At 37.8% G+C, this 20763-nt stretch carries 22 protein-coding genes and 2 tRNA genes; 22 read left to right on the top strand and 2 right to left on the bottom strand.

Annotation, left to right across the window (positions count from 1 at the left end):
- Positions 1–16 precede the first annotated feature (16 nt).
- The 5 genes from BTHG_RS23320 to BTHG_RS23340 all read left to right on the top strand — a co-directional run bounded on the left by BTHG_RS23320 (position 17) and on the right by BTHG_RS23340 (position 2223).
- Positions 17–277, top strand: coding sequence for an RNA-binding S4 domain-containing protein (locus BTHG_RS23320; protein ID WP_010285398.1), 261 nt, complete (start codon positions 17–19; stop codon positions 275–277).
- Between the two features lie 112 nt (positions 278–389).
- Positions 390–695: a sporulation protein YabP gene (yabP, locus tag BTHG_RS23325; RefSeq protein ID WP_010285400.1), complete on the top strand. Its 306-nt coding sequence runs from the start codon at positions 390–392 to the stop codon at positions 693–695.
- Complete coding sequence (gene yabQ / locus BTHG_RS23330) at positions 692–1327, top strand: spore cortex biosynthesis protein YabQ (protein ID WP_010285402.1); 636 nt, start codon at positions 692–694, stop codon at positions 1325–1327. The genes yabP and yabQ overlap by 4 nt, the downstream gene beginning before the upstream one ends.
- 15 nt (positions 1328–1342) lie before the next feature.
- Positions 1343–1717, top strand: a complete 375-nt coding sequence (locus BTHG_RS23335) for an FtsB family cell division protein (protein ID WP_010285404.1) — start codon at positions 1343–1345, stop codon at positions 1715–1717.
- An 80-nt stretch (positions 1718–1797) separates the two neighbouring features.
- A complete protein-coding gene (locus BTHG_RS23340) occupies positions 1798–2223 on the top strand; it encodes a S1 domain-containing RNA-binding protein (protein WP_010285406.1) in 426 nt (141 codons plus the stop codon).
- Positions 2224–2330: 107 nt separating this feature from the next.
- Here the strand turns inward: BTHG_RS23340 and BTHG_RS23345 are convergent.
- Together BTHG_RS23345 and BTHG_RS23350 are read right to left on the bottom strand one after the other, a co-directional pair.
- Positions 2331–2402 (bottom strand) — tRNA-Glu (locus BTHG_RS23345).
- 9 nt (positions 2403–2411) lie between these two features.
- Positions 2412–2488, bottom strand: a tRNA-Met gene (locus BTHG_RS23350).
- A gap of 369 nt (positions 2489–2857) precedes the next feature.
- On the opposite strand from BTHG_RS23350, the gene spoIIE reads away from it, so the two are divergent.
- The 17 genes from spoIIE to lysS all read left to right on the top strand — a co-directional run bounded on the left by spoIIE (position 2858) and on the right by lysS (position 20517).
- Positions 2858–5344 (top strand): stage II sporulation protein E, encoded by a 2487-nt coding sequence (spoIIE, locus tag BTHG_RS23355; protein WP_010285408.1) that lies wholly within the window; start codon positions 2858–2860, stop codon positions 5342–5344.
- 71 nt (positions 5345–5415) lie between these two features.
- Complete coding sequence (locus BTHG_RS23360) at positions 5416–6156, top strand: vWA domain-containing protein (protein WP_010285410.1); 741 nt, start codon at positions 5416–5418, stop codon at positions 6154–6156.
- The gene (locus BTHG_RS23365; protein ID WP_010285412.1) at positions 6122–7141 is read left to right on the top strand and encodes a protein kinase domain-containing protein; all 1020 of its coding nucleotides are present in this window, start codon (positions 6122–6124) and stop codon (positions 7139–7141) included. The genes BTHG_RS23360 and BTHG_RS23365 overlap by 35 nt, the downstream gene beginning before the upstream one ends.
- 65 nt (positions 7142–7206) lie before the next feature.
- Positions 7207–8592 carry a tRNA lysidine(34) synthetase TilS gene (gene tilS / locus BTHG_RS23370; RefSeq protein ID WP_010285414.1) on the top strand — a complete coding sequence of 462 codons (1386 nt, stop codon included), beginning with the start codon at positions 7207–7209 and terminating at the stop codon, positions 8590–8592.
- 19 nt (positions 8593–8611) lie between these two features.
- Positions 8612–9151, top strand: coding sequence for a hypoxanthine phosphoribosyltransferase (gene hpt, locus BTHG_RS23375; protein ID WP_010285416.1), 540 nt, complete (start codon positions 8612–8614; stop codon positions 9149–9151).
- Between the two features lie 117 nt (positions 9152–9268).
- Entirely contained in the window at positions 9269–11209 is a 1941-nt protein-coding gene (gene ftsH, locus BTHG_RS23380) for an ATP-dependent zinc metalloprotease FtsH (RefSeq protein ID WP_010285420.1), read from the top strand.
- Between the two features lie 183 nt (positions 11210–11392).
- Positions 11393–12208: a type III pantothenate kinase gene (locus BTHG_RS23385; protein WP_010285422.1), complete on the top strand. Its 816-nt coding sequence runs from the start codon at positions 11393–11395 to the stop codon at positions 12206–12208.
- A complete protein-coding gene (gene hslO / locus BTHG_RS23390; protein WP_010285424.1) occupies positions 12205–13083 on the top strand; it encodes an Hsp33 family molecular chaperone HslO in 879 nt (292 codons plus the stop codon). The genes BTHG_RS23385 and hslO overlap by 4 nt, the downstream gene beginning before the upstream one ends.
- Positions 13084–13102: 19 nt before the next feature.
- The gene (locus tag BTHG_RS23395) at positions 13103–14011 is read left to right on the top strand and encodes a peptidyl-prolyl cis-trans isomerase (RefSeq protein ID WP_010285427.1); all 909 of its coding nucleotides are present in this window, start codon (positions 13103–13105) and stop codon (positions 14009–14011) included.
- Between the two features lie 162 nt (positions 14012–14173).
- Complete coding sequence (gene cysK, locus BTHG_RS23400; protein WP_010285428.1) at positions 14174–15103, top strand: cysteine synthase A; 930 nt, start codon at positions 14174–14176, stop codon at positions 15101–15103.
- 180 nt (positions 15104–15283) lie between these two features.
- A complete protein-coding gene (gene pabA / locus BTHG_RS23405) occupies positions 15284–15877 on the top strand; it encodes an aminodeoxychorismate/anthranilate synthase component II (RefSeq protein WP_010285430.1) in 594 nt (197 codons plus the stop codon).
- 73 nt (positions 15878–15950) lie between these two features.
- The gene (folP, locus tag BTHG_RS23410; protein WP_010285432.1) at positions 15951–16796 is read left to right on the top strand and encodes a dihydropteroate synthase; all 846 of its coding nucleotides are present in this window, start codon (positions 15951–15953) and stop codon (positions 16794–16796) included.
- A gap of 2 nt (positions 16797–16798) precedes the next feature.
- A complete protein-coding gene (gene folB / locus BTHG_RS23415) occupies positions 16799–17164 on the top strand; it encodes a dihydroneopterin aldolase (protein WP_010285434.1) in 366 nt (121 codons plus the stop codon).
- The gene (folK, locus tag BTHG_RS23420; protein WP_010285437.1) at positions 17161–17685 is read left to right on the top strand and encodes a 2-amino-4-hydroxy-6-hydroxymethyldihydropteridine diphosphokinase; all 525 of its coding nucleotides are present in this window, start codon (positions 17161–17163) and stop codon (positions 17683–17685) included. Before folB ends, folK begins: the two co-directional genes overlap by 4 nt.
- Complete coding sequence (locus tag BTHG_RS23425; protein WP_010285440.1) at positions 17637–17843, top strand: helix-turn-helix domain-containing protein; 207 nt, start codon at positions 17637–17639, stop codon at positions 17841–17843. The genes folK and BTHG_RS23425 overlap by 49 nt, the downstream gene beginning before the upstream one ends.
- Before the next feature lie 38 nt (positions 17844–17881).
- Positions 17882–18883, top strand: coding sequence for a tRNA dihydrouridine synthase DusB (gene dusB, locus BTHG_RS23430; RefSeq protein ID WP_010285442.1), 1002 nt, complete (start codon positions 17882–17884; stop codon positions 18881–18883).
- Between the two features lie 149 nt (positions 18884–19032).
- A complete protein-coding gene (lysS, locus tag BTHG_RS23435) occupies positions 19033–20517 on the top strand; it encodes a lysine--tRNA ligase (RefSeq protein WP_026021949.1) in 1485 nt (494 codons plus the stop codon).
- Positions 20518–20763 lie beyond the last annotated feature (246 nt).

Genomic DNA, 20763 nt, shown 5'->3' on the forward strand with positions numbered 1-20763 from the left:
AAGAGGTGATAAACACATGCGTTTGGATAAATTTTTAAAGGTCTCACGGTTAATTAAAAGACGTACTTTAGCCAAAGAGGTTGCAGACCAAGGGAGAATTCTCATTAACGGGGTTGCTGCAAAGGCGAGCAGTAATGTAAAAATAGGTGATGAGTTAACAATTCGATTTGGTCAGAAAATAGTAACAGTGAAGATTGAAGATCTCCAAGATGCAACGAAAAAAGAAGATGCAAACAAGTTATATTCCATCGTGAAAGAGGAAAAAGTAGAAGCGTAATATTTGATAATCAGTGAAGGCTTGTTCTAAACTCCGCCATATTCTCATACATTTTACTATTAAAAGAATGGGGTTACTTTGACCATTCAAGTATGAATGTGGGGGAAAAAATATGAACCAATACTATGATGGAACGACATCCAATAAAGGAACCGTACATGAGCATGATGTAATCATGAGAAGTAGAAAGCTTCTTGACATAACAGGGGTTAAACAAGTAGAAAGCTTTGACAATGAAGAGTTTTTACTTGAAACTGTTATGGGTTTCCTAGCAATTCGTGGCCAAAACTTACAAATGAAAAACCTAGATGTGGAAAAAGGCGTTGTATCGATCAAGGGAAGAGTTTATGACATCAGCTATTTGGACGACCATTCGACGGAGAAGGCTAAAGGGTTCTTTAGCAAGTTATTTAGATGACCCTCTCAACCCAGTTTTATACATTACTTGCAATGATTTGCATGGGGGGTTGGCTAGGAGCTTCTCTTGACACATATCAACGTTTTTTAAAGCGTTCGAGACGAAAGTACTTCTTTGTTTTTATCAATGATATCCTTTTTTGGATTGTACAAGGCCTGTTGTTCTTTTATACGCTTTTATTGGTAAATGAGGGTGAATTACGGTTCTATGTGTTTATCGCCATACTATGTGGATTTGCTGCTTATCAGAGCTTATTCAAGACCATTTATGTTAGAGCACTAGAACATATGATTCAAGCAATTATCCGTATCTATGAATTTTTACTTCGAACAGGTGAACTCCTCATCGTTCGACCAATTAAAATGCTGTATCAGCTTTTGATTGTGATTCTTTTAGGAATCTTGAATGTGCTATTGGTTATTGGGAGAATTCTTCTAAAAATCTGTTGGATGATACTTAAAATTTGTTTTGCCCCAATAAAATGGATTGGAATCATGATTTGGAGGTTGTTACCATCCACCTTTACGAAAAATGTAGAAAAGATTTTTCAAAAGTGTGCAGGATTTTTGAAAAAAGTAGAGAATATCAAACCTATATTGATAAAATGGTGGAAGAAGATAAGGAAACAATAGGAGGCATTCTCTACAATGAGTGCAGTTGGAAAGAAAAATGTAACACAATTACAATCAACCTATATGGAAAAATATAAAGAGCAAGAACAAGCTCTCCAAGTTAAGCGAAAAGGCCTAGTCAGAAGACTGATTGCTTTTTCAATTTTAGCTGCAATCATTACTTATGGTCTTGTATCAATGGTTGTGTCACAACATAAGACGATGGATGAGAAGGTAAGCGAAAAGGAAAAACTACAGGAACAGCTCACTTCGCTAAAAGATGAGCAGGTACTTCTTGAAGAGGAAGTCGTAAAACTTAACAGTGATGAGTATATTGAAAAAATTATACGCAGGGATTATTTTCTATCTAAGGAAGGCGAAATCATTTTTAAAGTTGGGGATGGGTCTTAGTCTTATTGACACTTGAATTTTATATTATGTATAATATAGTAAAATGATTTTGTTCAAATTTAAGGAGGAGCATTTTTTTTATGTCAATTGAAGTAGGCAGCAAGGTTCAAGGGAAGGTAACAGGAATTACGAATTTCGGAGCGTTTGTAGAGCTGCCAGAGGGCTCAACTGGTCTTGTCCATATTAGTGAAGTTGCGGACAATTATGTAAAAGATATTAATGAGCATTTAAAGGTTGGAGACCAGGTAGAGGTCAAGGTAATTAATGTTGAGAAAGATGGAAAGATTGGTTTGTCCATAAAAAAAGCAAAAGAAACTCAACAACCACAACGTCCGCGACACAATGGTCCACGTAATAATAACAGAAACGACCAACGTAATCACAACAAAACTGAAAGCTTTGAACAAAAAATGAATCGCTTTTTGAAGGACAGTGAAGATCGTCTATCTTCCTTAAAGCGTAACACCGAGTCAAAACGTGGTGGGCGTGGAGCGAGAAGAGGATAACCTGCTGCTGTAGCTTAAATATATATGTAAAGCACCCAATTAGTGGGTGCTTTTTTTGTGCTTTTGAAAATAAAAAAACAGTGCGAAGAAATTCGCACTGTTTCGTATGACCCGTACGGGATTCGAACCCGTGTTACCGCCGTGAAAGGGCGGTGTCTTAACCGCTTGACCAACGGGCCAAAATTTTATGGTAGCGGCGGAGGGGATCGAACCCCCGACCTCACGGGTATGAACCGTACGCTCTAGCCAGCTGAGCTACACCGCCATGTTTAGGAAAAAATTTAGTTTCGATCGTACACATAAATAAGCAAATTACTATGTTCGACAATCTTTGTCTCAAACTCTAGTAAGTAAGCACAAGTAATATAATACCTTCTGTCTATTCGTTCGTCAATATATTTTGTATTGAAGGGGAAAAATACAAAAATTCGCACAATATGTACACAAAATCTATGAAAAACTTTGCAAACCTACCAAATCCCACTCTTAAAATTTGTCATATGACATTTATTTTGTTGGAAAACTAGACAAGCAGTCGAATGTTTTTTCTTTTCGCTCTTGTTGTTTTGACAAAATATGAATCCCTGCAACTGTATAATTACAAACAACTATTAAATACGGGGAGTGTTTATAAATGGAAAGAATAGAAAGGAATCTGAGTGGGCCTATTACAGAGGTAGCTATTGAAAAAACTCAGGATACAGTGTCCAAATGGTTTCAGCGTTTTCAAGCTAAACTTGAAAACCTATTTCTACTAAAAGGGCTTTTACTAGGAGTTGTCGGGTTTTTATTAGGACGAGCCCTAATCCTAAATGAATTAACACCCTTTGCATTACCATTTTTCGCAAGTGTCTTTATGATGAAAAAAGGCAAAGCGGGGCTTGCGATGGTAGCTGTTATTGCAGGGTCGTTTACTCTATCGGCCGATGTAACCGTATTTACTTTTCTATCTATTGCCTTGTTTCTAGTAATTTATAAAGTTCTTCAAAGATTTAAAGTCGATTTACTTAAGGTACTACCTACCCTTGTACTCATCTCATCAGCCTTAGCAAAAGTAGCAATTCTTTATGTCACACAAGGATCTATCACAATTCACGATGGAGTGATGGTTGGAGTAGGGTCAGGATTAGCCTTTATATTAACTTTGATTTTCCTTCAAAGTGTACCATTGTTAACAGAGAAACGAAGGAGACAATCCTTTAAAACAGAAGAAGTTATTTGTTTAATTATATTAATTGCCTCTGTGTTAACAGGGACAATGGGCTGGCTCGTATATGAGATGTCCATTTCAAATATCCTTTCAAGATATGTTGTCCTCTTGTTTGCATTCGTAGCAGGAGCAACTATTGGGTCAACTGTAGGGGTTGTGACTGGTTTGATTCTAAGTCTTGCCAATGTAACTAGCTTGTACCAAATGAGTCTTCTCGCTTTTTCGGGTTTACTAGGAGGTCTATTAAAAGAAGGGAAAAAAGCGGGGGTGGCACTTGGACTAATTGTTGGAACACTTTTAATTGGCCTTTATGGAGAAGGAGCCAGTCAAATTATTCCTACTTTATATGAATCGGGAGTAGCGATTCTTCTATTTTTACTGACACCAAAGGTTTTAATAAGCAAAATAGCAAAAAACATTCCAGGTACGCCTGAACATAGTACAGAACAACAGCAATATCTTCGTAAAATTCGTGATGTTACGGCCAATCGTGTCTCACAGTTTTCGACGGTGTTTGAAGCATTGGCAAATAGTTTTTCCGAATACGGATATCCCGTTGATGATGATGATAAAGACCGAGAAATTGATCTGTTTTTAAGCAATGTAACGGAAAAGACTTGTCAATCTTGTTTTAAAAAGGAGGCCTGTTGGTCCAAGAACTTTAATAAAACATATGATTATATGATAGATATTATGCATGAAAGTGATTCAAATTCTCTCGTTTATAATCATAAGCTTACGAGAGATTGGGACAAACATTGTGTACGCTCTAAAAAGGTAATTGATGCTATAGAACAAGAGCTTACATATTATCAAGCAAATCAAAAGCTAAAGAAACAAGTAAAGGAGAGTAGAAAACTAGTAGCTGACCAATTATTAGGTGTTTCTCAAGTAATGAGTGATTTTGCAAAGGAAATTCAACGTGAAGGTGAGAATCATCATGTATTGGAAGAACAAATACTAGATGCATTGCAGTCGTTTGGAATTCAAATTGGACATGTGGAAATTTATAGTGTAGAGCAAGGAAATGTCGATATTGAAATCAGTATTCCATATTGTAATGGAAGTGGGGAGTGTGAAAAATTAATTGCACCAATGCTGTCGGATATTCTTGAAGAGACAATTCTTGTTAAAAATGAAGAATGCTCTGCTTATCCAAATGGGTATTGCCATGTAACACTAGGTTCAGCAAAAGCCTATGTCATCGATACGGGTGTTGCACATGCTGCTAAGGGCGGCGGACTTGTGTCAGGTGATAGCTTTTCAACGATTGAATTAGGTGTTGGAAAGCATGCAGTTGCGATTAGTGATGGTATGGGAAATGGGGAGCGTGCCCATTATGAAAGCAATGAAACCTTAGAGCTTTTAAAGAAAATTCTCCAATCTGGCATTGAGGAGAAGGTTGCTATTAAATCGGTTAACTCGATTCTTTCATTACGAACGACAGATGAGATATTTTCAACACTGGACTTAGCAGTTATTGATCTTCAAGATGCAAGTGCAAAGTTCTTAAAAATTGGCTCTACCCCAAGCTATATTAAGAGAGGAGATAAAATAAGTAAGATACAGGCAAGTAATCTACCGATGGGCATTATTGAGGACTTTGAAGTAGAGGTAGTCGACGAGCAATTGAAAGCTGGCGATATTTTGATCATGATGAGTGATGGTATTTTCGAAGGCCCCAAGCATGTTGAAAACTATGATATGTGGATGAAGCGAAAAATAAAGGAAATCCAAACAAATGATCCTCAAGAGATTGCTGATTTGTTAATGGAGGAGGTAATACGCACAAGATCTGGGCAAATTGAAGATGATATGACCGTTGTTGTGACAAAGATTAAACATAATACGCCGAAATGGGCAGCCATCCCTGCTTACGGTTATCAAAAGACAAAAAGGAAAGCTATCTGACAAATCAGTGAGGTTTAAAAATCTACTAATTCGTCCATCCTGTTACTAACTTAAGTAGGAGGGGATGAAACGTGCAAAAAGGCACATTGAAGCAAATTCTATTAATTACGGATGGTTGTTCAAACCAAGGGGAAGATCCGATTGCAATGGCAGCACTTGCTAGAGAGCAAGGTGTTACGATTAATGTCATTGGTGTAGTTGAGCAAGATACAATTGATGAACAAGGAATGCAGGAAATAGAAGGAATGGCTTCAGCCGGTGGTGGTGTGAGTCAAATTGTCTATTCGACTCAATTATCACAAACTGTCCAAATGGTGACCAAGCAAGCTATGACACAAACCCTTCAGGGAGTGGTCAACAAAGAGCTGCAACAGATTCTTGGAGCAAAGACATCAATGGAAGACCTCCCGCCAGAAAAACGCGGAGAAGTGATGGAAGTTGTAGATGAGCTTGGTGAAACCGTTGATTTAGAGGTTCTAGTTTTAGTCGATACGAGTGCGAGTATGAAGCATAAATTACCTACTGTAAAGGAGGCCTTGCTCGATCTCTCAATTAGCCTAAATGCGAGAATGGGAGATAACCAATTTTCCGTATTTGTATTTCCAGGGAAAAAGGTTGAAGTAGAAAGAGTATTAGATTGGACCCCGAGATTAGAATCTTTATCTAGTATTTTTCCAAAGCTTACTACAGGCGGAATCACACCAACAGGTCCGGCGATACGTGAAGCACTTACCTACTTCAAGAAAAAAAGATCATTAAGGAGTTTGTTGTCTCGTGATGATGAACAATACTACGAAGAGTCAGGCATGTAATGTTTCCCCGGGTACTGTCATTACTGGAAAATGGCATAAAAAATCATATCGCGTAGTAAGACCTTTAGGACAAGGTGCCAATGGTATTGTGTATTTGGCAGAGAGTATGAGCGGTCCTGTGGCTATAAAAATTAGCGGGAATGGCGTGACAATTACTTCAGAAGTAAATGTGCTGAAACACTTTTCTAAGGTTCAAGGCTCTGCCCTTGGGCCTTCTTTTATCGATGTGGATGATTGGATTAGGCCGGGGGTCGCAAGTCCAATCTCCTTTTATGTGATGGAATACATTCGTGGAGAAAGCTTTTTATCTTTTATTGAAAAAAGAGGAAAAGAGTGGACAGGGATTCTTTGTTTGCAATTGTTGTCGGATTTGGACCGGCTCCATCAGGAAGGCTGGGTATTTGGAGACTTAAAACCTGATAATTTACTTGTTAGTGGGAATCCTCCAAAGATACGCTGTATCGATGTTGGCGGAACGACTATACAGGGAAGGGCAATAAAGGAATTCACTGAATTTTTTGATCGGGGCTATTGGGGTGCAGGTTCAAGAAAGGCAGAAGCCTCTTATGATTTATTTGCAGTTGCGATGATTTTAATTAATGTAGCATATCCAAATCGATTTACCCGAACAAACGAGCCAGTGAAACAATTAAAATCAATCATTGCAAATACGGATTCCTTACGAAAAATTGACTCGGTGCTTTATCAAGCGATTGATGGGAAGTATCAACGTGCGGCTGAAATGCGTAGAGATTTAGTCATGAAATTAAGCCAGGCAAAAAAAGATCAATCTACTATACAAAAAACACGTACAGCAAGAAAACAACAAACTAAGACCGGAACAGCAAAATCTCGTCCCAATTTTTCAAGAGCAAATAGACAACCAAAGCCGAAGAAACAAAAAGGTGGCGTTCTTGAAACAGTACTATTGCTCCTATTTGTGTCGCTTGGATATTTGCTTTATCTATATGGACAAATTCTGTAAAAATAAACCGGAAAGTGATACGATAAAATTATCGTTTTAGATAAGTAAAAAGGATTGGTCCAATAATGATTGAAAAGGTAAACCAGTTTATTCAAAAACATGAATTAATTAAAGAAGGCTCAACAATAATAGTAGGGGTATCCGGAGGTCCGGATTCCCTTGCTCTGCTTCACTATTTATTTCACCAACAGAAGGAATCAACACTTATTGCTGCACATGTTGACCATATGTTTAGAGGGAAAGAATCAGAAGAGGATTTATTATATGTAAGAGAATTTTGCGAATCATATCAGATTCCTTTTGAATCAATCCAAGTTGATGTGACATCCTATAAAAAGGAACACAGTATAAGCTCCCAAGTAGCTGCAAGGGAAGTGAGATATGATTTTTTTGCTGACGTTATGCGGAAGTATAAAGCTGAATATTTAGCACTTGGCCACCACGGAGATGACCAAATTGAAACTATTTTAATGCGTTTAGTCCGTGGCAGTAAGGGAATCGGCTATGCCGGTATGCAGGTAAAACGTCCCTTTTCATGCGGTTCCATCATTCGACCTTTTTTAGCAGTTACGAAAGCTGATATTGAAAAATATTGTCTTGAATTGAGTCTTGTTCCAAAACGTGATCCATCCAATGACAGAGACGACTATACAAGAAACCGATTTAGACATCATGTTCTTCCTTTTTTAAAACAGGAAAACCCAGCAGTTCATGAACATTTTTTGCGATTTAATCAGTACATTACAGAAGATAATCAAGTTTTAGATGAATTAACAATTGAAAAAATGAATAAAGTAATGAAAAGGAATGGAGAAAACGATATAGAGATTGAAATATCCCCCTTTCTGGCAATGCCAAAATCTTTACAAAGAAGAGGGATTCAACTAATATTAAACTATCTCTACAAAGAGCTTCCTCATTCTCTTTCTGCCGTACATATTGACAATTTGATAACCTTTTTGGAAAGTAATCATCCATCAGGAGAATTGCATTTTCCAGCGGGTCTACGAATTGTGAAATCTTATGATAGTTGTACATATACTTATAAGGATTGTAAGGAAAAGCCAAGCCCCTATCGATTTCGTATTGATACACCCGGGCTATACAAACTTGAAGATGGTAGTGAGATAAAGAGTCAGATAAGGAAGGATTATCCTCAAGCATTGGTCGGAAATGATTGTTTTGTCATCGATCCAGATACCATTCATTTGCCAATTTTTGTCCGGACTAGAAAAGTGGGAGATAAAATGACAGTAAAAGGAATGAATGGATCGAAAAAAGTGAAGGATATTTTCATTGATGAAAAAATTCCCCTTCACCGGCGTGACCTTTGGCCGATTGTAGAGGATGAACAAGGAGAGGTCTTGTGGCTTCCAGGATTAAAAAAGTCATCATATGAAGCAACAAGTAAAACAAAATCAAACTATATCGTACTACAATACACGCAATGATTTAGGGGGCTTTAAAAGCATGAAGCAGGATATCGAGAAGGTACTATTTAGTGAGGAAGAAATTCAGCAAAAAATTAAAGAATTAGGCAATACTTTAACAGAAGACTATAAGGATAAATTTCCTTTAGCTATTGGAATTTTAAAAGGCGCAATGCCTTTTATGGGCGATTTGTTAAAAAGAGTGGATACATACTTGGAAATGGATTTTATGGATGTATCAAGTTATGGTAACTCAACAGTTTCTTCTGGAGAGGTTAAAATTATCAAGGACTTGGACACATCTGTAGAAGGAAGGGATATCCTTGTAATTGAGGATATTATCGATAGTGGCCTTACGCTAAGCTATATCGTTGAATTATTCCGTTATCGAAAAGCAAAATCCATTAAAATTGTCACACTATTGGATAAGCCTACTGGAAGAAAAGCCGATATTAACGCAGACTATGTTGGATTTATTGTCCCTGATGAGTTTGTTGTTGGGTATGGTTTAGACTATGCTGAGAAATATCGCAATTTACCGTACATCGGTGTATTAAAACCTGAAGTTTATTCAGAATAGATTTCCTGTTGTACTTTTTTGAAACCTATTCGAAGGTTAAACGTATATGATTTGAATAGCAATTATTATCTATGATACTATTTACTATAGTTTGTTCACCGTGGGAGGAGGTAAGGGATGAATCGGATTTTTAGAAACGTCATATTCTATTTACTCATATTTTTAGTCATTATCGGTGTGGTAAGTTTCTTCCAAGGAGCCAACGGCCAGCCGGAAGTGATGAAATATGGCAAGTTTGTTGAACATCTCGAAGCTGGGGATGTAAAAAATATTACGGTACAACCCGAAAGAGGCGTCTTTGAAGTAAGAGGCCAGTTAAAAAGCTATGATAAGGATAAATTTTTTGTCACAAATATCATAGGTAGTCAAAAAGAAGTTGATCGGATTTATGAAGCTGCAAAAACAGCTGACGTAGATGTACTAAAGGCAAAAGAAACAAGTGGTTGGGTAACCTTCTTTACCTCGATTATTCCATTTGTTATTATCTTTATTTTATTCTTCTTCCTACTTAACCAAGCTCAAGGTGGCGGAAGTAGGGTTATGAACTTTGGTAAGAGTAAAGCAAAGTTATATAGCGAAGAAAAGAAAAAGGTTAAATTTAAAGATGTTGCCGGTGCAGATGAAGAAAAACAAGAGCTTATTGAAGTTGTAGAGTTCCTAAAAGACCCACGCAAATTTGCTGAGTTAGGTGCAAGAATACCAAAAGGAATCCTTCTTGTTGGACCTCCAGGTACAGGTAAAACTTTGCTTGCCCGTGCGTGTGCTGGTGAAGCAGGAGTTCCATTTTTCTCTATAAGTGGTTCTGACTTCGTAGAAATGTTTGTTGGGGTCGGTGCTTCACGTGTACGTGACTTATTTGAAAACGCGAAGAAAAATGCGCCTTGTATCATTTTTATAGATGAAATTGATGCTGTTGGTCGTCAACGTGGTGCAGGTCTTGGGGGCGGTCACGATGAGCGTGAACAAACCCTAAACCAATTGCTAGTTGAGATGGACGGATTCGGTGCAAATGAAGGGATTATCATCGTTGCAGCAACAAACCGTCCAGATATTCTAGATCCAGCCCTTTTACGTCCTGGACGTTTCGACCGTCAAATTACAGTTGATCGCCCAGATGTTAAAGGAAGAGAAGCGGTATTACGAGTTCACGCACGTAACAAGCCTCTTGATGAGTCAGTTGACTTAAAAGCAATTGCAGCAAGAACACCAGGTTTCTCTGGTGCTGACTTAGAAAACTTATTAAATGAAGCTGCGCTTGTTGCAGCTCGCCAAAACAAGAAGAAAATCGATATGACTGATTTAGATGAAGCATCAGACCGTGTAATCGCAGGTCCTGCGAAAAAGAATCGTGTTATTTCGAAAAAGGAACGCAATATCGTGGCATTCCATGAAGCCGGACATACTGTAATTGGAATGGTGCTTGATGAAGCTGATATGGTTCATAAGGTAACTATTGTCCCTCGTGGTCAAGCTGGTGGTTATGCGGTAATGCTTCCAAAAGAAGACCGTTACTTCATGACAAAACCAGAATTGCTAGATAAAATTACTGGTCTATTAGGTGGCCGTGTAGCCGAGGAAATTACATTTGGAGAAGTAAGTACTGGTGCTCACAATGACTTCCAACGTGCTACAGGCATTGCTCGAAAAATGGTAACCGAATATGGAATGAGTGAAAAATTAGGTCCACTTCAATTCGGTCAAGCACAAGGTGGTCAAGTGTTCTTAGGACGCGACATCCATAATGAGCAAAACTACAGTGATGCAATTGCACACGAAATTGATCTCGAGATTCAACGCTTTATTAAAGAAAGCTATGAGAAAGCGAGACAAATTCTTACAGAAAATCAAGATAAACTTAAGCTTATCGCTGAAACATTACTTGAGATTGAAACGTTAGATGCTGCCCAAATTAAGAGCTTGTTCGAAGAAGGAAAATTGCCTGATCGACCAGTAGCTTCTGAAAGTGCAGAAAAACCGAAAGACGATGTAAAAGTTACAATTAACTCTAAAAAAGAAGAGGAAGTAACTGATAGCGAAAATAAGAATAAAGATGAGTAAAGAAAAAGGTGTCTACACGCGAATGTAGGCGCCTTTTTTGTAATCATGAAACCTTTTTCATGTAAACATTAAATTGTGGAATAATAAAAACTAGGTGTGGTATGATGTTTCCATTAAGGAACTTTATTCACCCGGGGATGAGCCTCTTCTGAGTAAAGTTGATTAGGAAGTTGGGGGTACTTCATGATTTTTGTTTTTGATGTTGGAAACACAAATATGGTTCTAGGGGTATTTGAAAATGATGACTTAAAACATCATTGGAGGATTGAAACCAGCCGAAACAAAACAGAAGATGAGTATGGGCTCGTTATAAAATCGTTATTAGAACATGAAGGATTAACATTCAACGATATCAATGGGATTATTATGTCCTCTGTCGTTCCACCGATAATGTTTGCTCTGGAACGAATGTGTCTTAAGTATTTTGGTATCAAACCTTTGGTCGTGGGGCCGGGAATTAAGACAGGCTTAAATATTAAATACGATAACCCAAAGGAAGTTGGAGCTGACCGGATTGTCAATGCTGTTGCGGGAATTCATATATACGGAAGCCCGCTTATCATTGTTGATTTTGGTACAGCCACAACATACTGCTACATAAATGAGAAAAGTCAATACATAGGAGGGGCGATTGCACCTGGTATTGCGATTTCAACTGAAGCTTTGTATTCAAGGGCTGCAAAGTTGCCAAGAATTGAAATAGCACGTCCTGACGGTGTAATTGGGAGAAACACAGTAAGTGCTATGCAGGCTGGTATTTTATTTGGTTACGTTGGTCAAGTTGAAGGTATAGTTGCCCGTATCAAAGCACAAGCAGTTGAAAAGCCTAAGGTAATTGCCACCGGTGGACTAGCGTCGCTAATTGCGACGGAGTCCAAAGCTATTGATGAAGTTGACCCATTTTTGACCTTAAAGGGATTACAACTCATCTATAAACGTAACACAGAAACAAAAGGGTTTGAACATCAGGCGATAACACGAAAAGGAGAACTGAAATGAGTGATTATTTAATTAAAGCGTTAGCGTATAATGGTCAGGTTCGAGCATATGCGATAAATTCTACAGAAACGGTTGCCGAGGCACAAAGACGTCATTATACATGGCCTACTGCTTCTGCGGCACTTGGTAGAACAATGACAGCAGGGGTAATGTTAGGAGCTACCCTAAAGGGTGAAGACAAACTTACTATTAAAGTTGAGGGTGGCGGACCAATCGGAATTATCCTTGTCGACACCAATGCAAAAGGTGAGGTAAGAGGATATGTGACAAACCCACAAACTCATTTTGATTTAAATGAACACGGCAAACTTGATGTAAGACGAGCTGTTGGAACAGACGGTACCTTAACGATTGTAAAAGATATTGGAATGAGGGATCAATTCTCCGGTCAAGTTCCGATTGTATCAGGAGAGCTTGGAGAAGATTTTACCTATTATCTCGTTTCTTCTGAACAAACCCCATCATCCGTTGGGGTAGGGGTTTTAGTGAACCCAGATAACTCCATTTTAGCTGCGGGTGGATTCCTAATCCAGCTTATGCCGGGTACGGATGAGGACACAATCGGACAAATTGAAAAAAGACTTCAAGAAATCCCGCCAATTTCAAAAATGATCGAAAAAGGTCTTACTCCTGAGGATATTTTGGGGGAAATCGTCGGTAAGGACAATCTTAAAATCCTTGAAAAAATGCCGGTTTCCTTTGTTTGTCCATGTTCAAGAGAACGAATTGAAAGTGCGATTATTAGCCTGGGGACTGATGAAATAGAGGCAATGATTGAGGAAGACGGAAAAGCGGAAGCACAATGCCATTTTTGTAACGAAAAATATCATTTTTCTAAAGAAGAGTTAATAGAATTAAAAAACCAAGCAAAGTAAGGTAGTGGGAGATGGGAAAATGAATAAAAAGGTATTGTGGTCGATTATTGTTGTACTGATTCTTACAAACGGTGTGTCGGTTGCGTACTTTGCAACTAATAAAACTGGAGAAAAGACGGTTGAGGTTACTAAACCTGTAGTCGCAAGTGGCGAAGAAGAAGTTGTTGCGACAATTGGGAAAGCAACCATTACAAGACAACAATGGTTAAATGAACTTGAGGACAGATATGGGAAACAAATTTTAGAGGAAATGATTGATGAAGAAGTCGTTCGTCAAATGGCCAAAAAGTATGACATTGCTTTAACTGACGACTCTGTTGACCGCGAATTAACATTAATTAAGACAATGTATAATACGATTGATCATGAGAAGATCAATGATGAGCACTGGAAAGAGCAAATTGAGTTAAGCATCTTATTAGAAGAACTTTTAACGAAGGATGCTGTTATTCCTGAAGAAGATATGAAACGTTTTTATAAGGAAAACAAACATTTATATGAAATTCCAAAGTCATATCACATTTCTCATATTGTTGTTAAGTCAAAAGAAGCGGCTGACCAAGTGAGAGAAGAATTAGGAAACGGATCAAGCTTCTCGGCGCTTGCGATGGAGAAATCAATTGATGAGTTTTCTGCAAATCGGGGTGGAGAACTTGGATTTGTTAATGAGGATAATGGATATGCACCTGAAAATTATCTAAAGGTTGCTGAAAAGCTAAAACCAAATGAGTGGAGTGAGCCGATTCAAGTAGATAATGGATATGCGGTCATTATTCTCCATGAAGTAATTGATGCTGTGACCTATTCATATGACGATGTTAAAGATCAAATCAAGCGTCAGATTGCCATAGATCAAATGAATGGAACTATCTCTGTTGAACCATTCTGGAAAGAACTTGGTGTAGAATGGTTCTTTGAAAAAAAGTAAGAGGTTCAAAGCCTATTAAAAAAGTGATACGTACTTACGTAAACACGCAATATGACAGAAAAAATTCACAGTTAACTACAGGTAAATTCGTTGACTTTTACATTAAGAATTGTTAAATTGTAGATAAAACCAATAAAAATAGTAGGGATTGAGGGTGGAATCATGACAAGAGTAGCAAATTCAATCTATGAATTAATCGGTCAAACACCAGTTGTAAGGCTAAATCAATTAGTTGATGAAGATAGTGCAGATGTTTATGTAAAGCTTGAATTCTTTAACCCTGGTAGCAGTGTAAAGGACAGAATTGCTTTAGCAATGATTGAAGCAGCAGAGAAAAGCGGACAATTAAAACCAGGTGACACAATCATTGAGCCTACTAGTGGAAACACTGGTATCGGATTAGCGATGGTTGCTGCAGCTAAAGGTTATAAAGCAATCCTAGTAATGCCAGATACAATGAGTTTGGAGCGTCGTAATTTATTACGTGCATACGGTGCAGAGCTAGTTTTAACACCGGGTTCTGAAGGGATGAAAGGTGCCGTTAATAAAGCCGAAGAACTTGTTAAAGAACATGGCTATTTCATGCCACAACAATTCAATAATCCAGCTAATCCTGAAGTTCACCGTTTAACAACAGGAAAAGAGATTGTAGAGCAAATGGGTGACCAATTAGACGCGTTTGTTGCAGGTATTGGTACTGGTGGAACAATCACTGGAGCTGGCCCTGTTTTAAAAGAAAACTATCCAAATATAAAAATTGTAGCTGTTGAACCAGCTGATTCACCGATTCTTTCTGGTGGAAAACCTGGACCACATAAAATTCAAGGTTTAGGTGCAAATTTCGTACCAAATGTACTAAACACAGAAGTTTATGATGAAGTATTTACAGTTAAAAATGAAGAAGCAATTGAGTATGCACGCCGTACAGGTCAAGAAGAAGGATTCCTTGTAGGAATTTCTTCAGGTGCAGCTATCTTTGCAGCACTACAAGTTGCGAAAAAATTAGGTAAAGGCAAAAAGGTTCTCGCGGTTGTCCCAGATAATGGTGAGCGTTACTTAAGTACTGTTCTTTATCAATTTGACGAGCAATAATAGTAACTTTTGTTTGCTTGAAATCAAAAGAGTCTATCCTTTAGGATAAGACTCTTTTTTTAATTGAAGGTGTACCAGTACCAGTAATTCATGTAAAATATAAAAATAGACGATCTAGAGATGTAAGCTATGAGCTGAGTGAAGTAGAGTTTAAAAAATTATAGTATGAGGTGAGCTAGTATGATCGTAATGATTGATAATTATGATTCGTTTACATTCAATTTAGTGCAATATGTGGGAGAAATAGGAGAAGAAATTGTCGTTAAGCGAAACGACGAAATCACAGTTCGGAAAATTGATGAATTAAACCCGGATTTAATTATGATTTCACCAGGACCTTGTACACCGAATGAGGCTGGAATTAGTCTAGAGGCAATTTCATATTTTGCTGGACGTATACCTATCTTTGGTGTTTGTCTTGGTCATCAATCTATTGCACAAGCGTTTGGTGGAGATGTAATCAAAGCACAAAGGCTAATGCATGGGAAAACATCTGAAATCAAACATGATGGCAAAACTATTTTTTTAGGACTAGAACAGCCATTTACTGCTACGCGTTATCATTCACTACTCGTAAAGAAAGAAACACTACCAGAGTGTTTTGAAATATCGGCTGAAACAGCTGAAGGTGAAATTATGGCAATCCGTCATAAGGAATATCCTATCGAAGGAGTTCAATTCCATCCGGAATCCATTATGACGACAGCAGGTAAACAATTAATTAATAATGTTATTAAACAATTCATTGGAAATAAAGTGAAGCAGGGTTATTAACATAAGCCTATTTCGGTACATAAATGAGTAGTATCGGACATGAAATGAAATGCAGAACAAAGGAGATTTGAAAATGGGCCAAAACAGAACAAGAAGACCATCGATAAAATGTGGTCCGTATCAATTAGATTTTACAAAAAAGACAATGATTATGGGAATTTTAAATATTACACCGGACTCATTCTCAGATGGCGGCTCCTATTTAGACCTGGATACGGCTATTCGACACGCTAAAAAAATGGTTGATGATGGAGCCGATATTATAGACATTGGTGGTGAATCAACGAGACCGGGACATGAAAGAATCACTGATGAAGAAGAGATTGCAAGAGTTGTCCCAATCATCAAGGATTTGGTAAAGGAAGTTCACGTACCAATTTCAATTGATACCTATAAGTCTGAGGTAGCAAGGCAAGCGATTGAAGCAGGAGCGCATATCATAAACGATATTTGGGGTGCGAAAGCAGACCCAAATATGGCAGGTGTTGCAGCCACTTATAATGTCCCTATTATCCTAATGCATAATAGATATAACAAAAATTATAAGAATCTTATCGATGATATGTTGATTGATTTGAAAGAAAGCATTGAAATTGCAAAAAATGCTGGTGTAAAAGATGAGAATATTATCTTAGACCCAGGAGTCGGTTTTGCTAAAACCCTTGAGGATAATATTGAAACAATCCGTCATCTAGATCGTTTTTCAGAACTGGGATATCCAATATTGCTTGGAACTTCAAGAAAATCTTTTATTGGCCACATCTTTGACTTGCCGCCACAGGAGCGAGATGAAGCAACAGGTGCAACAACCTGCCTTGGGATTCAAAAAGGCTGTGATATCGTTCGAGTTCACAATGTTAAAGTTAACGCGAGACTCGCTAAAATGATGGATGTCCTTGTTGGTAAAGGAGAAGCTTAATAATGGATAAAATTTTTGTTAACCAGATGCAGTTTTACGGATACCATGGTGTGTTCCAAGAAGAAACCAAGCTAGGACAACGATTTTTTGTTGACCTCATGGTGGAAGTGGATGTCAAACAAGCAGGGGAAACTGATAATCTGGATTATTCAGTTCACTACGGAGAACTTTACAATCTATGTAAAGCAATTGTTGAGGGCGAACCTTATAAACTATTGGAAGCAGTTGCTGAAAAAATGGCAGCAGAAATTTTGAAGCATTTTTCCTTGGTCACCTGCTGTACGATAAAAGTGATAAAACCCGATCCGCCAATTCCTGGACATCTCCAATCTGTAGCAGTGGAGATAACAAGGAGTCGGATTTCATGAATAATACAGCTTATATCGCTTTAGGAACAAATTTGGGGAACCGTGAACACTATTTGTGCTCCGCGTTAAAAGCTATTCAAGATGAAAAAGTCTTGATTACTGATTTTTCTTCTATTTATGAAACAGATCCTGTTGGATATGAAGATCAAAACCAATTTTTAAATATGGTAATTAAAGTAAAAACTAATTTATCACCAGTTGATTTACTGCAGGTTTTACAGACAATTGAGCTTCAATCTGGAAGGGAAAGGAAAATAAGATGGGGTCCAAGAACACTAGACCTTGACATTTTGCTCTATAATCACGAGAATATTGAAACAGATCGTCTTATTGTTCCTCATCCCCGAATGACAGAGCGGGCATTTGTTTTGGTACCGTTGGCTGAGATAGACCAGGGTCTTGAAATTCCAACAGTACCGAAACCAGTATCCTTACTACTAGATGAATTACAAGACAGAGAAGGTGTGCGTTTATGGAAGCGGAGAAGTGGGGAAGACGTATTCGTGCTTTTCGAAAATTAAAAGGGTATACTCAAGAGGGTTTAGCAAAAGACCTTGGGGTATCGGTTTCCCTTGTTGGGGAAGTAGAGAGGGGAACACGGGTACCTAGCAAAATATTTTTGCAAGAGGTCGCAGAAATACTAAAAGTACCACTTGATGACTTAATTCCAAAAAAGTAGATTAAGTGATAGAAATTGAAATAAGAAGGAGGGTTACCATGCTAAAGATAGGCGATATCGAAATGAAGAACCAAGTTGTTCTTGCACCGATGGCTGGGGTGTGTAACTCTGCGTTCCGTTTGACGGTTAAGGAATTTGGCGCGGGTTTAGTTTGCGCGGAAATGGTAAGTGATAAAGCAATCCTATTCAAAAACGCAAGAACAATGGGAATGCTCTATATAGATGAACGAGAAAAACCACTAAGCCTTCAAATTTTTGGGGGAGAAAAAGAAACTTTAGTTGAAGCAGCAAAATTTGTCGACAAAAATACGACTGCTGATATTATTGATATTAATATGGGATGCCCAGTACCGAAAATTACAAAATGTGATGCAGGTGCAAAATGGCTATTAGACCCAAACAAAATTTATGAAATGGTCTCTGCTGTAGTTGACGCAGTAGACAAGCCTGTTACTGTAAAAATGCGTATGGGCTGGGATGAAGACCATATTTTTGCCATTCAAAATGCCCAAGCAGTTGAACGTGCAGGTGGTCAAGCTGTGGCCCTGCATGGAAGAACACGTGTGCAAATGTACGAAGGCCAAGCCAATTGGGATATAATTAAACAGGTAAAACAATCTGTAAATATTCCTGTCATCGGAAACGGTGATATTAAAACACCACAAGATGCCAGACGTATGCTTGATGAAACCGGCTGTGATGGTGTAATGATTGGTCGTGCAGCCCTAGGAAATCCATGGATGATTTATCAAACAGTCAAATATTTAGAATCTGGTGAACTAATCGAAGAACCAAGTGTGAGAGAAAAAATAGATGTGTCTATACTTCATTTGGATCGTTTAATTAACCTAAAGAATGAACATATTGCGGTAAGGGAATTCAGAAAACATGCAGCATGGTACCTAAAAGGAATTCGTGGCAACGCAAAGATTCGTAATGAGATCAACGAAAGTAATACACGAAATGAATTAGTGACACACTTACAAAATTTCGTAGAAGAAATGGAAAAAAAGGCAGAAAACAGCGCGAAGGTTGTTTGACATCAATAGTTCACTACACTATAATACCCGTAAGTAACCTACTGCCAGTTAATTGCTGGCAGTTTTTCTGCTTTACGTTTATATTGGAATAGGACAAGATATAAGTATTCGTTTTTTATAGATTTGGTGACAAAATAGGAGTGGATAAAATGAATCACGAGGAATTAAATGACCAATTGATTGTAAGAAGAGAAAAGTTACATACATTGCGTGAAATGGGAGTAGACCCTTTCGGTAAGAGATTCGAGAGAACACATAGCACACGCGAGCTAATTGATTTGTATGATGCATTTACAAAAGAACAGTTGGATGAAAAGGAAATCAGTGTAACCATTGCTGGACGTATTATGACTAAACGTGGTAAAGGGAAAGCTGGATTTACCCATATACAGGACTTAACTGGACAAATTCAGTTATATGTACGCCTTGATGCAGTTGGAGAAGAACAGTATGAAGTATTCAATATGGCTGACTTAGGGGATATTGTCGGTGTATCAGGTACTGTTTTTAAAACAAAAGTAGGAGAGCTTTCTATAAAAGTTACTTCATTTGAACTTTTATCAAAAGCATTACGTCCACTACCAGATAAGTTCCACGGATTAAAAGATGTAGAACAGCGTTATCGTCAACGTTATCTAGACTTGATCATGAGTCCTGAAAGTAAAGAGACCTTTATTACAAGAAGTAAAATTATCAGAGCGATGAGACGCTATTTGGATGATCATGGCTACTTAGAGGTAGAAACGCCTATGATGCATTCAATCCCTGGTGGTGCGTCTGCACGCCCGTTCATTACTCACCATAATGCCTTAGATATCCCATTATACATGCGTATTGCGATTGAACTACACCTTAAGCGTCTAATCGTAGGTGGTTTAGAAAAGGTATATGAAATAGGTAGAGTATTCCGTAATGAAGGTGTCTCAACAAGACATAACCCTGAATTTACAATGATTGAATTGTATGAAGCTTATGCTGACTATAAAGATATTATGAGCTTAACAGAGAATTTGATTGCTCATATTGCTCAAGAAGTGCTTGGAACTACAACTATAACTTACGGTGATGACGAAATCGAGTTAAAACCAGAGTGGAAACGACTCCACATGGTAGATGCAATTAAAGAGTATGTTGGAGCAGATTTCTGGAAAGAAATGAGTTTAGAAGAAGCAAGACAACTTGCAAAAGAGCATAATGTCGAAATTAACGATAATATGCAATACGGACATATCGTTAACGAGTTCTTTGAACAAAAAATTGAGGATAAGCTTATTCAGCCGACTTTCATCTATGGACATCCAGTAGAAATCTCACCGCTCGCGAAAAAGAATCCGGAAGATCCTAGATTCACAGATCGCTTTGAATTGTTCATTGTCGGAAGAGAACATGCTAATGCATTCACTGAATTAAACGACCCAATTGATCAACGTCAAAGATTTGAAGCACAACTTAAAGAAAGAGAGCAAGGAAATGACGAGGCTCACATGATGGACGAAGATTTCGTTGAAGCATTAGAATACGGTTTACCACCAACAGGCGGGTTAGGAATCGGCGTGGATAGACTTGTAATGCTATTAACAAATTCTCCATCTATAAGAGACGTATTGCTATTCCCACAAATGCGTCATAAATAATTTAAAAAACAGAGTGAATTCCACTCTGTTTTTTTTATGTAGTGTTAAAAAACTTTTCTAGTATAATTTTTTTATCAAAAAGTCTTGCCATCGAAGTTATAAGGTGGTATATTAAATACCTGTCGCTGAGATGTGGCAACGAAATAAAAAAAGATAAAAAAGTTATTGACTTCCAAAAAAAATAATGATATTATTATAAAGTTGCTTCGAGAGAGCAACGATAATAAAACATTAAAAAGTTCTTTG

It is taken from the genome of Bacillus timonensis (assembly GCF_000285535.1).
Taxonomy (GTDB): Bacteria; Bacillota; Bacilli; order Bacillales; family Bacillaceae_L; genus Ferdinandcohnia; species Ferdinandcohnia timonensis.

Excerpts from the sequence above, each read along its gene's own strand:
- BTHG_RS23320 (WP_010285398.1), top strand. The coding sequence starts at position 17 with ATGCGTTTGGATAAATTTTTAAAGGTCTCACGGTTAATTAAAAGACGT.
- yabP (WP_010285400.1), top strand. The coding sequence starts at position 390 with ATGAACCAATACTATGATGGAACGACATCCAATAAAGGAACCGTACAT.
- yabQ (WP_010285402.1), top strand. The coding sequence starts at position 692 with ATGACCCTCTCAACCCAGTTTTATACATTACTTGCAATGATTTGCATG.
- BTHG_RS23335 (WP_010285404.1), top strand. The coding sequence starts at position 1,343 with ATGAGTGCAGTTGGAAAGAAAAATGTAACACAATTACAATCAACCTAT.
- BTHG_RS23340 (WP_010285406.1), top strand. The coding sequence starts at position 1,798 with ATGTCAATTGAAGTAGGCAGCAAGGTTCAAGGGAAGGTAACAGGAATT.
- spoIIE (WP_010285408.1), top strand. The coding sequence starts at position 2,858 with ATGGAAAGAATAGAAAGGAATCTGAGTGGGCCTATTACAGAGGTAGCT.
- BTHG_RS23365 (WP_010285412.1), top strand. The coding sequence starts at position 6,122 with ATGATGAACAATACTACGAAGAGTCAGGCATGTAATGTTTCCCCGGGT.
- tilS (WP_010285414.1), top strand. The coding sequence starts at position 7,207 with ATGATTGAAAAGGTAAACCAGTTTATTCAAAAACATGAATTAATTAAA.
- hpt (WP_010285416.1), top strand. The coding sequence starts at position 8,612 with ATGAAGCAGGATATCGAGAAGGTACTATTTAGTGAGGAAGAAATTCAG.
- ftsH (WP_010285420.1), top strand. The coding sequence starts at position 9,269 with ATGAATCGGATTTTTAGAAACGTCATATTCTATTTACTCATATTTTTA.
- BTHG_RS23385 (WP_010285422.1), top strand. The coding sequence starts at position 11,393 with ATGATTTTTGTTTTTGATGTTGGAAACACAAATATGGTTCTAGGGGTA.
- hslO (WP_010285424.1), top strand. The coding sequence starts at position 12,205 with ATGAGTGATTATTTAATTAAAGCGTTAGCGTATAATGGTCAGGTTCGA.
- BTHG_RS23395 (WP_010285427.1), top strand. The coding sequence starts at position 13,103 with ATGAATAAAAAGGTATTGTGGTCGATTATTGTTGTACTGATTCTTACA.
- cysK (WP_010285428.1), top strand. The coding sequence starts at position 14,174 with ATGACAAGAGTAGCAAATTCAATCTATGAATTAATCGGTCAAACACCA.
- pabA (WP_010285430.1), top strand. The coding sequence starts at position 15,284 with ATGATCGTAATGATTGATAATTATGATTCGTTTACATTCAATTTAGTG.
- folP (WP_010285432.1), top strand. The coding sequence starts at position 15,951 with ATGGGCCAAAACAGAACAAGAAGACCATCGATAAAATGTGGTCCGTAT.
- folB (WP_010285434.1), top strand. The coding sequence starts at position 16,799 with ATGGATAAAATTTTTGTTAACCAGATGCAGTTTTACGGATACCATGGT.
- folK (WP_010285437.1), top strand. The coding sequence starts at position 17,161 with ATGAATAATACAGCTTATATCGCTTTAGGAACAAATTTGGGGAACCGT.
- BTHG_RS23425 (WP_010285440.1), top strand. The coding sequence starts at position 17,637 with ATGGAAGCGGAGAAGTGGGGAAGACGTATTCGTGCTTTTCGAAAATTA.
- dusB (WP_010285442.1), top strand. The coding sequence starts at position 17,882 with ATGCTAAAGATAGGCGATATCGAAATGAAGAACCAAGTTGTTCTTGCA.
- lysS (WP_026021949.1), top strand. The coding sequence starts at position 19,033 with ATGAATCACGAGGAATTAAATGACCAATTGATTGTAAGAAGAGAAAAG.